The organism is Pseudarthrobacter phenanthrenivorans (assembly GCF_036455295.1).
Taxonomy (GTDB): Bacteria; Actinomycetota; Actinomycetes; order Actinomycetales; family Micrococcaceae; genus Arthrobacter; species Arthrobacter phenanthrenivorans_C.
Genome location: NZ_JAYXNX010000006.1, coordinates 124,185 through 136,810 on the forward strand (window position 1 = coordinate 124,185; position 12,626 = coordinate 136,810).

A 12,626-nucleotide genomic window follows, 5' to 3' on the forward strand; every position below is an offset into this window, starting at 1 on the left:
GCATCAGACCGCATGGAAATCATCATTCTTCCCACCCCTGACGACGTTGCCCGGACGGCCGCGGACGCCATCGAGGACCAGGTCCGCCGCGGGCCGTCCGTCCTTGGACTGGCCACAGGCTCCACTCCCCTGGGCACGTACCGGGAACTCATCGACCGGCACCGCAATGGCGGGTTGAGCTTTGCAGCAGCCCAGGCGTTCCTGCTGGACGAGTACGTGGGCCTGCCTGCCGGGCATCCGCAGTCCTACCATTCCGTCATCCGGGCGGAATTCACGGCGAGCGTGGACTTCGGTGCGGGTGCGGTCCACGGGCTGGATGGCATGGCCCTGGATCCCCAGGCGGAGGCTGCCGCCTATGAGGACCGGATCGCCGCCGCGGGAGGGGTGGATATCCAGCTCCTGGGCATCGGGACGGATGGCCATGTGGGCTTCAACGAGCCCATGTCCTCGCTCGCCTCCCGCACCCGCATCAAGACGCTTACCCGGCAAACCCGCCTGGACAATGCACGCTTCTTTGACGCCGCGGAGGACGTGCCGGACCATGTTCTCACCCAGGGCCTGGGAACCATCAGGGAGGCCCGGCATCTGCTGCTGCTTGCCATGGGCGAGGCCAAGGCAGAGGCTGTTGCTGCCGCCGTCGAAGGTCCCGTCGGGGCGTTTTGCCCGGCCTCGGCCCTCCAACTGCACCCGCACGTATCGGTACTGCTGGACGAGGCCGCAGCCTCACGGCTCGCTCACCGCGGGTACTACCAGGACACCTTCAGCCGGAAGCCGGCATGGCAGGGACTCTGAGCTCCCGGCGGGTTCCCGCCGCCCGGACCGTGCCACAGCTGGAGTTGGCTGTGGAGAATGCCGACGGCGTCCGGCTGGCCGCCAGGGTGGGCGCGGCCCGCGTTGAACTGTGCGCAGCCCTGGCGGAAACAGAGGGCATCACGCCGAGCACCGGCACCATTGAGCAGGCATGCGGCCTTGGCTTTCCCGTCCACGTCCTGGTGCGTCCCCGGCCGGGCAACTTCACCTACGCCCGGGACGAACTGGATGTCGTTGAGCGCGATGCCGTCATGGCCCTGGCAGCCGGAGCCGCCGGAGTGGTGGTGGGTGTGCTGGCGTCCGACGGCGGCCCGGACGTTCCCGCGATCAACCGTATTGTGGCGGCAGCAAGGGCCGTGAAGCCGGACGCCGAGGTCACGTTCCACCGTGCATTCGATGCAGCCCTGGCCGCCGGGATGGACCCGGCGGAAGCGCTCTCCCGGCTGGAGCACGCCGGGGTGGACCGGGTCCTCACCAGCGGTGGCGGCGCCGACTGCGCCGCGGGGTTGGCGATGCTGGGCAGGATGGTGCAGGAGGGACGCCGGAGCGCACCCTCGGTCCGGATCATGGCCGGCGGCGGTGTCACCCTGGCGCTGGTACCGTCACTCATTGAAGCGGGAGTCCACGCCGTACACACCTCGGCGCGGCCCCGGCGCTGGCGCGCTGAGGGCGGCGGGGAGAGGGCCGGCGGCGGCGCGGATCCGGACCTGGCCGCACGCATGGCTGCCGCAGTGGCCGCTGACGCAACCGACGAACGAAGGACCTTCAATGATGGGCGATGACGTTGTCCTCCGCGGCCGCATCGTCACCGCGTCGCTGGATATTGCCGACGGGGTAGTGGCGGCCGACGGCGGCCTGGTCACCTTCGCGGGGCCCGCTCAGGACTTCCCCGGAGAACTTCCGCCGGACGCACCCGCGGCCCAGGTCCTGGTCCCCGGCCTGGTGGACATGCATTGCCATGGTGCCTATGGTTCGGATTTCTCCGAGGGCGATCCGGACGGCGCCGGGCGGGCGGCACGCTACCTGCACAGCCGTGGAACCACCACACTGCTGGCCAGCCTGGTTACCGGAGAGCCGGAGGACCTGGTCCGGAACCTTGGAATGCTGCGGGAGCTGGCGGGCCTCGGGCTGATTGCAGGCTCGCATCTGGAGGGTCCGTTCCTCTCGGGCCAGCAGTGCGGCGCACACGATCCCGGCCTGCTCCTGGGACCCGACCCGGATTTGGTGGACCGCATGCTGGCCGCGGCCGGGCCAACCTTGGCGTCCATGACCCTCGCTGCCGAACTGCCCGGCGCCGCCGAACTCGCCGGCCGGATTGGGGCCCGCGGCATCATCCCGTCCCTGGGACACACCGCAGCGGACCATGCGACCGCTGGGGGTTTCCTGGCGCGCGCCGCAGCGGCCCTGGATGTGGCGGGCCACCCCGACGGCGGAAAGCGCCCAACGGTGACCCATCTGTTCAATGCCATGCCTCCACTGCACCACCGGTCCCCCGGCCCCGTATCGGCGAGCCTCAGCGCGGCCCGGGCCGGCAAGGCAGCGGTGGAGCTGATTGCCGACGGCGTGCACCTGGCACCCGAAACGGTGAAGCTGGTATTTGACCTGGTGGGGCCCCGGAACATTACTTTGGTGACGGATTCCATGGCCGCTACCGGCCTGGCGGACGGACAGTACCGGCTGGGGTCACTCTCCGTCACGGTGGCCGGCGGCGTGGCCCGCGTTGACGCCACCGGGGCCATTGCCGGGGGTACCAGCACGCTGCTGGACGTTGTCCGCTCCTGCGTGGCTGCCGGCGTCCCTTTGCGGGATGCGGTGACCTCAGCCTCGGCCGTCCCGGCATCCTTGTTGGGCCTCTCTGCGTATGTGGGCGACCTGCGCCCCGGGATGCAGGCCGACGTCGTGGTCCTTGGCCAGGACCTGGACCTGGCCAAGGTGCTGCGCCGTGGCGAGTGGGTCAGCGAGCCCGGCTGAGCTGCGTGGCCCTGGCCAAAGCTAATTGTCAGACCCCCGCAGGATGATGTGGGTATGGGAATCAGCGGTGGTTGTGGGGCGGTGTTGGAGGGTGTTCGTGCCTCTGTGGCTGCCCTTGACGCGCTGGTTCTTGAGGACCGGAATCTCGAACATCCTGCGCTGAGTGCTGCCCTCTGGAGATAGTGACGTCCTGCAGCGGCGGTATGAGTTGTGCCTGGGACGGTTGGAGGTTGTTGCCCGGCTGGAGGCGCAGCTCGCGGCAGTGAAAGCGCGGGATGCGGCGGACTGCATGGGGTTGCAGCAGGCCATGTCTCCGCCGGATGCCTCCGTGCAGGACCGCACTTACGCGGAGATGTCCACCGTGGAGGAGATCGCCGGGGTCCTGACCGTCAGCTCTGCGGCCGCCGGGGCGTTGGTGGAGCAGTCACGACGGGTCTGTTCCCTGCCGCCGGTGCTCGAGGCCCTGTCCGCCGGGGCCGTGTCCTGGCAGCACGCCCGCATCGTGGCGGACGAAACCGAGGGCCTCGACCCGATCGACGCGGCTGCGTTGGTGGAGCATTTCTTCGACCCCGACGCGCCCAACCCCTCCCGGGGCGCAGCCCCCGGCGAACTTGTCCCCTCACGGTTCCGGGCGAAAGTCCGCAGTTGGCGGGAACGCCACCACCCCGAGTCCATCGGGAAACGCCACGCCAAAGGTGCCGCTGACCGGCGGATGGAATACACCCCCGACAGGGACGGCATGGCCTGGCTCTCCCTCTACCTCCCCGGGGACACAGCCTGCGCCATCTGGAACCGCACCACCGCCACAGCCCGGGGCCTCCAAAACCCGGCGGAGGACAGAACACTGACCCAGCTCCGGCCCGACATCGCCGCATCCCTCCTGCTCGGCGCCGGCATGACCCAACAGGCCGAGGACACCGCCACGGGCACAGGAACTGCCGCCTCTGCCAGCGAAACTCCACACGAGGCTGCCGAAACCAGCACCAGGCCCGGGAAAGTCCCCGCCCCGCGTGCCGATGTCCTGGTCACCGTGCCGGTGTTCTCCCTCCTCGGCCTCACCGACGAACCCGCCACGCTCGACGGTTTCGGACCGATCCCGGCCGCCATGGCCCGCAGACTCGTCGCGGACGCGGCGGAATCGTTCTACCGGGTCCTGATCGACCCGCGCGACGGGGCACCCCTGGAGATCGGACGGACAAACTACCGGCTCACCGAGACCATCAAACGCTGGATCAGGATGCGGGACGCCAAATGCACCTTCCCCGGCTGCAGCAACCACACCCCCGACAACGACTCCGACCACCTGCAGGCCTGGGACCACGGCGGCAGCACGAACGTCAGCAACCTCGCCCAGGTCTGCCCGAAGCACCACCGGCTCAAACACCACAGCACCTGGACACCGGATCCAGCCACCACGAAACACCCACCGGGCTGGACCTCACCCACCGGACGCCACTACCAACCCGAACACCCGGACCCCCAACCACCCCACTGGCCGCAATGGCTCCTGCCTTCCGTGCAAAGTCCCTTGGAGGTCGTGCTGCTGCAGCGCCTCGCGCTCTAAACGGGCGGAGGAGAAAGGGGGACAGTACAACGGACTCAAGGGCTGTGCTGTTTCGGATTGGGCGCGCCAGGCTAGATCGGCCTGGGCGCTCCAGCGAGCCGTCGACGAAATGCCAGCCGTCGCGCGCGTTCCTTCTGGGTGAGGGCCCTCAACCGGGAGACCGTGCCAAGGGCCAGTGGCCGGCCATGGCCGGGCGCCAGCACTCGTGGTCCCAGGCCGGCAAGCTGCGAAACCGAGTCCATGGATTGCTTCCAGTTCCACGTCGTGTAGCGCGGCGGCCCGGACAGATCCGGTACTCCCAGCAGGAGTCCGCCTGCCGAGTTTAAGTTCACGGTCACCACTGCATCACCGGTGATCAGGACAGCATCGCTTGATCGCCAGTAGGCCACGTGACCTGGGGTGTGGCCCGGGGTAGGAACGGCAGTCCAGCCAGGCAGACCCGGCAGCTCCCGGTCCCCCGGCAGGCCGTGGACTACGTCGCTGATATCTCCCGCCGCTTCAAGCCGACGACGGGCACGCGCCGGGAGCGACCACAGGAACGGCGCAACGATCCAGCGGTCCAACGGCATTGAGAATTCAGGGACGTATCTGCCGGCCGCCATGGGCAACTCGGCTTTGTGGACGTACACCGGCACGTCCCACAGCCGGGCAAGGGCACCGGCAGCACCGGAATGGTCGGGATGGATGTGCGTCAGGAAGATGGCACTGGGGGCATTCCCAGGGCCGAGCACCCGTTCCACCGCCCGATGAACCGGGTCCGCGCTGTGGGCCCAGCCGCAATCAACAAGGGCCCAACTGGGGCCGGACCTGACGAGGTACAGGTTCACGGCCAAGGGACCGGACCCTGCGGTCATCATCAGCACGCCGGAGGCAATCTCCCGTGGTTCGGTCAGGCGCATGATGGGGCCTTCACGCCACGGGATGGCGAATCAGTGTGCGCAGTTTTTCAGGCGCACTGCGGCGGGGGTCGCCCAAGTAGATTTCGTGGTGTTTGCCATGGACCTTCAACCCGGCGGCCGTTATGGCGGCGTCCAGCACGGCGATGGTGCCAGCTTCGTCAGCATAAGGACCCACGTGGAGCGTCTGCGCGCAACGGCCCTCTTCCCACCGTTCGAAGCGCAGGCGGTCCAGTGCAGGGAGTTCTTTGCCGCGGGACTGCTCCCGGGCCTGCTCCAGCAAGGCTTCATCGAGGGGTTCGGGCTGCACCATCATGGCCTGCCAGCGCCATGACCCGCGTCCGGTTCCCGGGAGGCCGCCGAAGCCCGCTGGCACTGCCTCCGGGGAGTCCTCATCCCCGGCCCCATCGAACCACCACAACGCTTCCAGCGGCATCACTTTCGTGAGCTCGCCGGTCTGCTTCTTGAGCCCGAAATGCGCAGCGTAGCTCAGCGTGAAGAGCGCCTGGAGCGCGTCGGCGAATTCCGGTCCCTCCGGGTCACCCTGGCCCGGTATGAGGGCGAAGAGCAGCAAGGGAACGTCAATGAAGTCGACCGACCCTTTCCGCCCCTTGTAGAGGACCGACACGTCCTCGCGAAGATCGCTCACCTGGCATCCACTCCCCTGGACCCCGTCACGGACCCAGTCTTCCGCCGCCCGGCCGCCCCCGGTAGGGCCGAACGGCCTCTACCCGTCCGCCCCGGGCAGGCAGACTTCCACGAGTCCGCCGGTGACGCGTGTCTGGAAGACGGGCTGCCGGGAGGTGGCGGGCCCGGCTTTCACCTCGCCGGTGCGCAGCGAGAAGGTGCTCCGGTGCCAGGGGCACACGACGCACGGGTCGCCGCCGTCGTCCTTGATCTTGCCTTCGTGCAGCGGTCCGGAAAGGTGGCTGCAGACGTCGGAGAGCACGTTGACGGTGTCGCCGTCGCGGTGAACCAGCAGCGGAATGCCTGCCACGGTCTGCTTGTGAAGTCCTCCCTCCGGCAGCTCCGCCAGCGGGATGAGCGGGTGCCAACCCGACGGGAAGCGGTGCGGGATTTCCTCGCTGTGGTTGACCCCTGCCGCCTGCCGGTAGGAGAGGTGGCCGCCGAGGAAGCCGCCGGCACTGACCGTGGCAAGCCCCAGGTATCCGAGCACCTTGCCGCTGCCCTGGCTGCCCCTGGCCCGCTGGACCAGCGACGCGACGTAGAGGCCCGTCGCCGTGACGTTGGCCGCTGCATGCACCAGGCCAACCCGCTGCTGCTGCGGGTGGAGTTGGGACCAGTCGGTGAACCCGGCGAGCGCGGACGGGAGCACGCTGGCAGCGCCCACGCCAATCAGCAGCCTCGCAGCCTTCTCGCCCCCTGGGACGGCATCGAGCACGCCGGCCGAAAGCCACGCACCGATGGGAACCTGGACCGCGAGGGGATGCACCGGGTGGCCGATGGGGACGCCGTGCAGGATATCCCGGGCCCATTGGGGCTTGATGACCTTTTTGACGGCTTTCCGGACCCTCTTGGCCAGCGGGTCAAGCCATTCGGCGTCCTCAAGGCGGGTGACAAGCTCAAGTGCGGGCAACGGTTTCATGTGTCCCCCTTACCCCGAATGAGGTCGAACACTCATCACGGAACCCCCATGTTTCGAGGCAGTACCAGGGGGCGAGGATACGCCGGGTCCGGGGTCACCGCAGTGGCGACCCCAGAACCGTGAACCGGTGCGCCGCTGTTTCCCCTGACAGCAACGGCATGGCCTCGGCGATGGCAGCGCGGGTACTGCCCAGCTGCAGCGACGCCTGGTGCGCCTCCGCCGACTCCCACAGTTCGGAGACGAACACGGTGTCCGGAACGTCCTCATTGACCCCCACTTCGTAGAGCAGGCACCCTGCTTCCCTCAGCCCTGGCTTGGGCCGAAGCAGGATGGCCACGAGGGCGTCGCGCTGGCCGGGCTTGGTTCCGAGCATTCCCACGTTCGCAAAAGTCATAGGGACAGTGTGCAGCACGGACCAGATACCAGCACGGACCGGACGACGGCGTGATGCACCTAGCGCACCGCGGCGGGGGCGGCGGGGGCAGAGGGAGTGACAGCGGTGGGCAGCGGGGCAACGGTTGGCTGGTCTGCCTCGTCGGCAGCTGCATCGCCACCGGCAAATGCCCGCAGCATCGCCTCGCGGTCGAACTGGCCTTCCCATTTGGCCACCACGAACGTGGCTACGCAGTTGCCCAGCAGGTTCACCACCACACGCATGGAGTCCATCAGCCGGTCGGCGCCCAGGAGCAGGGCCACTCCGGCCACTGGGAAGATCCCCAGTGCCCCTGCCGTGGCGGACAGGGCAAGGAAGGCGGATCCCGGAACTCCTGCCATGCCCTTGGATGTCAGCATCAGGATTCCCAGGGCCGCGAGCTGCTGTCCCAGGTCAAGGTTGTAGCCGAAAGCCTGCGCCAGGAAGAGCAAGGAGATGGACAGGTAGATCGCTGCGCCGTCCAGGTTGAAGGAGTAGCCGGTGGGGACCACCAGTCCGGTGGTGGCGCGGGAGCAGCCGGCGTTGGTCAGTTTGGTCATGATCCGCGGCAGGACAGACTCGGTGGATGCCGTGCCCAGCGCCAGGAGGAACTCCTCGCGGGTGTACTTGAGGAACTGCCACAGCGGCACACGGGGGTAAACCCACGCCACCACGAACAGCAGCCCGATGAACACCACCGCGGCGCCGTAGCAGGCGCCGATCAGCACCGCGTACGTTCCGAGGGAGTCGAGGCCGTACTGGCCGATGATGAAGGCCATGGCCCCGAACGCCCCGATCGGAGCCACGCGCATTACCCAGCCCATGATCTTGAAGAACAGTTCCAGCACGGTTTCCATCAGGGTGATCACCGGCTGGCAGCGCTCGCGGCCGACGACGACGATCGCCGCCCCGAAGAACACGGCGAAACAGAGGACCTGGAGGAGGTTGTTGCTGGCGAAGGCGCCCACAACGCTGGTAGGGATGATGCCGAGCACGAAGGCGCCGGCATCCTTGGGCGGGGCGGTGGCGGTCTTGGCGTTGAGGGCGTCCTGGGACAGGGTGGCAGGGTCGATGTTGAGCCCCGCTCCCGGCTGGACAAGGTTGGCCACCAGCAGGCCGAAGACAAGGGCGAACAGGGTGGCGCCGGTGAAGTAGGCCAGCGCCTTGATACCGACCCGGCCCACTGCCTTAACGTCGCTGACCGCGGCGATGCCGGTCACGATCACCAGGAAGATCAATGGCGCGATGATCATTTTGATCAGCTGGATGAACCCGTCGCCGAGCGGGCGGAGGCCCGCGCCGAGGTCCGGCCAGAAGTGCCCGATCAACACGCCCGCCACTACCGCCACCAGGATCTGGACGAAGAGAGAGGCGTACAAGGGCTTTCTGCGGGCATTGGCGGTCGGTGGCGTCAGGGTAGCGGGCGGGAAGGTCTTCATGCTCTGTGCCTGTTCGTCATGAGGCAGGCCGCCTGGGCGGGAACTGCCTGGGGAGGCGGCGCAATGAACGCCGCTGGTCATCCCAAACTAAAAAACCCATGTTTCCGGAAAGATAAATCCGTAATGCGGAAGTATTAAGCTCGCGCCGGGAAGTACCTGCGCCGCCCTGCCGCTTCAGTCTGCGGCGCCAAGGCTTCCGGCGTGCACGACGGCGCCACTCGCCGTCGTATCCTGCTTCAGCATCCAGCCCACCCGCTTGACGGTCCGCAGCATCACGGCACTTTCCACGATCTCGATGCCGGGGACCTTCTGCTGCAGCGCAAGCTCGGCTGACATGACATCGGCCAGCGTGTGCAGCCACATGATGATCACGAAGTTTGTGGGCCCGGTGGTGGAGGCACTGAGGCGGACATTGCTGATGGTGCGGATTTCCGCGGCTGCCGCCTCATGCTGCCCGGCCGGAACATTGACGAACCACTGGCAGGTCACGGGGAACGACGAGTACCGCTGGGCAATTTCGCAACGGAATGACAGGATGCCGCTGGCCAGTACCCGGTTCAGCTGGCGTTGGACGGTGGCAGGATGCCGGCCAAGGGAGCGGGCAATGTCCGCGGCGGTGGCCCGGCCGTCACGGGCCAGGAACGGCAGCAGGTCCAGGTGGCTCTCCGGGAGCTGGGATGCCTGGGCGGATTCCGGTCCCGCGGGGGACGCAAGCGTCCGGAGCATTGCCAGCTGGGACCGGCTCAGGACGTTCAGCCGCCAGTCGTCGCCGCTGCTGTGCAGCCGGGTGCACAGCGCCACCTGGTATTTGGTCAGCCCCTCTACGGTTTTGAGCCGGGAGATGATCTTCTCGCTGAACTCCTCCAGCGAGCGCGTGATCACTGTCAGCATCAGGTCCCGGTTGCTGGCTGCCTCTTCCACGGTAACGATCTCCGGAACAGCGGCAAGCTCCGCCGTGACACTGTCCCGCCGGTGCATCTCGCAGTCCACGGCCACATAGGCAAGGAGCATCTGTTTGGGATCGCCGGCGAGATGCGCCGTGACCCATGCGGCCCCGCTCGAGGTGAGCCGCTCCCAGCGGGCCGCCAGCGTGGTGGCGTGCACGTCGAGCACCTTCGCGGCATCCGACCAGCCAAGCCTCGGCCAGGCCTGCAGGACCTGGATGAGCGCCAGGTCATCCTCACTGAGCTCCATCTGGCACCACTTTCTCCCACTGCGCGAATCCTGCCCGAAACAGATGCCGAGTAAATAATTCCAGCGCTTTCCACGGATGTGAACCACGCCACTTCAGAATAGTCCCCAAGTCCTGATGCCTGATTCCAAGGAGTAGCCACGTGCCCATTACCGACGACGCCCAAGACCTGCAGCAAGACCTGGTCCGACTCCGCCACGACCTGCACCGGCAGCCGGAAGTAGGCCTCCATCTCCCCCGAACGCAGGAACGGGTCCTTGAGGCGCTGGACGGTCTGCCCTACGAGATCACGCTGGGCAAGGAAACGACCTCCGTCACGGCGGTCCTTCGGGGTGGGAATGCCGGCGGACGGAGCCCCGCGGTCCTCCTCCGGGCGGACATGGACGGACTGCCTGTGCAGGAGAAAACCGGACTGGATTTCACCTCCCAGGTCGACGGAGCCATGCACGCCTGCGGCCACGACCTGCACACGTCCATGCTCGCCGGAGCCGCCACGCTCCTGGCGGAGAAGCGGCACCAGCTCCAGGGCGACGTCGTCCTGATGTTCCAGCCCGGCGAGGAGGGCTTCGACGGCGCCAGCTACATGCTCCGTGAAGGCGTCCTGGACGCCGCCGGCACCCGGGTCAGCGCGGCCTACGGCATGCATGTGTTTTCGTCACTGGAACCGCACGGCACCTTCTGCACCAAGCCGGGCGTCATGCTCAGTGCCTCTGACGGCCTGGAGGTCACGGTGCTCGGCGCCGGCGGTCACGGCTCCGCCCCGCACTCGGCGAAGGACCCCGTCACGGTGGCCGCGGAGATGGTGACGGCACTTCAGGTGATGGTGACCCGGCAGTTCAACATGTTCGATCCCGTGGTCCTGTCCGTCGGCGTGCTTCACGCCGGGACCAAACGCAACGTCATTCCCGAAACCGCCAGGATCGAGGCCACCATCCGGACATTCTCGGAAGCGTCGCGGCTGAAAATGATGGACACGGTACCGCGCCTGCTCAAGGGGATCGCGGCTGCGCACGGCGTGGAGGTCGCCGTCGACTACCTGCAGGAGTATCCGCTCACCATCACCAGCGAGGATGAAACACACACGGCCGAAAAGGTGATCACGGTGCTGTTCGGCGAGCGCCGCCTTTCACGCTGGGCCACCCCGCTGAGCGGCTCGGAGGACTTCTCCCGCGTACTGGAAGAGGTGCCCGGAACCTTCATCGGGCTCAGCGCCGTGGCCCCGGACGGCGACCACGACGCCTCGCCGTTCAACCACTCACCGTACGCAACGTTCGACGACGCCGTGCTGGCTGACGGGGCCGCGCTCTATACGGAACTCGCCATCTCGCGGCTGGCCGCACTCGCCACAGCCTCCTAACCACCGAAACCATGCAGTTCCCGGCAGCAGCGCCGCTGCCGGGCCAGCAAACCAACCGAGCAGGAAGAAGACCATGTCCGTTGCAGTAAGCAAGCCCCAGACTGGACGCATGTCCACCGCCAAGACCATCGTTGGCACCGGCATCGGCAACGCCGTCGAGTGGTACGACTGGGCCATCTACGCCACCTTCACCCCGTTCATCGCCAGCCAGCTGTTCAGCAAGGAGGACCCGGCGTCGGCCGTGCTGTCCACCCTGGCGATCTTCGCGGTCGGCTTCGTGGCACGGCCCTTCGGCGGCTTCCTCTTCGGGTGGATTGGCGACCGCATTGGCCGCAAGTCCTCCATGACCCTCGCCGTTGGCCTCGCCTCGCTGGGCAGCCTGATGATTGGCATCGCACCCACCTTCGCCAGCGTCGGAGCCTTCGCTTCGATGATGCTCCTGGCGGCCCGGCTGGTGCAGGGCCTGGCGCACGGCGGTGAGCTGCCGTCGTCGCAGACGTACCTGTCCGAAATGGCCCCCAGGGAACACCGCGGCTTCTGGGCCACCCTCATCTACACATCCGGGACCGTGGGCATCCTGTTCGGCACCCTCCTGGGCGCCGTGCTCAACATGGCGCTCAGCACCGAGGCGATGAACGCCTGGGGCTGGCGCGTGCCGTTCCTGATCGGCGCCGCCATGGGCCTGTATGCGCTGATCATGCGGTCGCGGCTGCACGAAACCGAAGCGTTCCAGGGCGAGGCCGCCACCGCAAAGCGCGCCCCGATCTGGCCGCAGATCGTCCGCTACCGCAAGCAGGCGCTCCAGGTGATCGGACTGACCGTTGGCCTCACCGTCATCTACTACATCTGGGGAGTGGTGGCCCCCAGTTACGCCACCACCGCCCTGAAGATCGACCGCGGCGAAGCGCTGTGGGCAGGTGTGGTGGCCAACATTGTCTTCATCGCGGCCCTCCCGGTCTGGGGCAAGCTCTCCGATCGCATTGGCCGCAAGAAGGTTCTCTGGGCCGGCGCCATCGGTTCCGCGGTGCTGCATTTCCCCATGACCTGGCTGCTCAAGGATTCGGCCTGGCAGCTGGCAGTGAGCATGTCCGTCATGCTGGTCTTCGTCGCCGCGAGCGCTGCCATTGTTCCGGCCGTGTACGCCGAACTGTTCCCCACATCCATCCGCACCGTGGGAGTAGGCGTCCCCTATTCCATCTGCGTGGCAGTCTTCGGCGGCACCGCGCCGTACCTGCAGCAGTGGTTGGGCACCTCGCTGGGCGCACCGCAGGTGTTCAACGTGTACGCGGTGCTGCTGCTGGTGATCAGCGCGGCATTCGTATTCACCATCCCTGAAACCAAGGGCAAGGACCTCACCCACTAGGCCCCTGCCCGTCAAA

General features: G+C 67.4%; 12 protein-coding genes. 6 read left to right on the forward strand and 6 right to left on the reverse strand.

Going from position 1 to position 12,626, the window contains the following annotated elements:
• The first annotated feature begins 12 nt into the window (after positions 1 to 12).
• The 4 genes from nagB (at position 13) to VXJ37_RS10005 (ending at position 4,345) form a co-directional block, all read left to right on the forward strand.
• Positions 13 to 792, forward strand: a complete 780-nt coding sequence (gene nagB / locus VXJ37_RS09990) for a glucosamine-6-phosphate deaminase (protein ID WP_331322885.1) — start codon at positions 13 to 15, stop codon at positions 790 to 792.
• Complete coding sequence (locus VXJ37_RS09995) at positions 777 to 1,592, forward strand: copper homeostasis protein CutC (RefSeq protein ID WP_331322886.1); 816 nt, start codon at positions 777 to 779, stop codon at positions 1,590 to 1,592. Before nagB ends, VXJ37_RS09995 begins: the two co-directional genes overlap by 16 nt.
• On the forward strand, positions 1,582 to 2,781 hold the full coding sequence (locus VXJ37_RS10000; RefSeq protein WP_331323012.1) for an N-acetylglucosamine-6-phosphate deacetylase: 1,200 nt from the start codon (positions 1,582 to 1,584) through the stop codon (positions 2,779 to 2,781). The genes VXJ37_RS09995 and VXJ37_RS10000 overlap by 11 nt, the downstream gene beginning before the upstream one ends.
• Positions 2,782 to 2,944: 163 nt before the next feature.
• Positions 2,945 to 4,345 carry an HNH endonuclease signature motif containing protein gene (locus VXJ37_RS10005; protein WP_331322887.1) on the forward strand — a complete coding sequence of 467 codons (1,401 nt, stop codon included), beginning with the start codon at positions 2,945 to 2,947 and terminating at the stop codon, positions 4,343 to 4,345.
• Positions 4,346 to 4,416: 71 nt separating this feature from the next.
• Here the strand turns inward: VXJ37_RS10005 and VXJ37_RS10010 are convergent, their stop codons facing one another.
• From VXJ37_RS10010 to VXJ37_RS10035, 6 genes are all read right to left on the reverse strand, one after another.
• On the reverse strand, positions 4,417 to 5,244 hold the full coding sequence (locus VXJ37_RS10010) for an MBL fold metallo-hydrolase (protein WP_331322888.1): 828 nt from the start codon (positions 5,242 to 5,244) through the stop codon (positions 4,417 to 4,419).
• 10 nt (positions 5,245 to 5,254) lie between these two features.
• On the reverse strand, positions 5,255 to 5,890 hold the full coding sequence (locus tag VXJ37_RS10015) for a GyrI-like domain-containing protein (RefSeq protein ID WP_331322889.1): 636 nt from the start codon (positions 5,888 to 5,890) through the stop codon (positions 5,255 to 5,257).
• Positions 5,891 to 5,968: 78 nt separating this feature from the next.
• A complete protein-coding gene (locus tag VXJ37_RS10020) occupies positions 5,969 to 6,847 on the reverse strand; it encodes a Rieske 2Fe-2S domain-containing protein (RefSeq protein ID WP_331322890.1) in 879 nt (292 codons plus the stop codon).
• 94 nt (positions 6,848 to 6,941) lie between these two features.
• Positions 6,942 to 7,241, reverse strand: coding sequence for a putative quinol monooxygenase (locus VXJ37_RS10025; protein WP_331322891.1), 300 nt, complete (start codon positions 7,239 to 7,241; stop codon positions 6,942 to 6,944).
• Positions 7,242 to 7,300: 59 nt separating this feature from the next.
• Positions 7,301 to 8,698: a cation:dicarboxylate symporter family transporter gene (locus tag VXJ37_RS10030; protein ID WP_331322892.1), complete on the reverse strand. Its 1,398-nt coding sequence runs from the start codon at positions 8,696 to 8,698 to the stop codon at positions 7,301 to 7,303.
• Between the two features lie 174 nt (positions 8,699 to 8,872).
• Positions 8,873 to 9,892 (reverse strand): Lrp/AsnC family transcriptional regulator, encoded by a 1,020-nt coding sequence (locus tag VXJ37_RS10035; RefSeq protein ID WP_331322893.1) that lies wholly within the window; start codon positions 9,890 to 9,892, stop codon positions 8,873 to 8,875.
• A gap of 140 nt (positions 9,893 to 10,032) precedes the next feature.
• Here VXJ37_RS10035 and VXJ37_RS10040 point away from each other — a divergent pair, with 140 nt between their 5' ends.
• Together VXJ37_RS10040 and VXJ37_RS10045 are read left to right on the forward strand one after the other, a co-directional pair.
• On the forward strand, positions 10,033 to 11,247 hold the full coding sequence (locus tag VXJ37_RS10040; RefSeq protein ID WP_331322894.1) for a M20 metallopeptidase family protein: 1,215 nt from the start codon (positions 10,033 to 10,035) through the stop codon (positions 11,245 to 11,247).
• 73 nt (positions 11,248 to 11,320) lie between these two features.
• Positions 11,321 to 12,610 (forward strand): MFS transporter, encoded by a 1,290-nt coding sequence (locus VXJ37_RS10045; RefSeq protein ID WP_331322895.1) that lies wholly within the window; start codon positions 11,321 to 11,323, stop codon positions 12,608 to 12,610.
• The last annotated feature ends 16 nt before the right edge of the window (positions 12,611 to 12,626 follow it).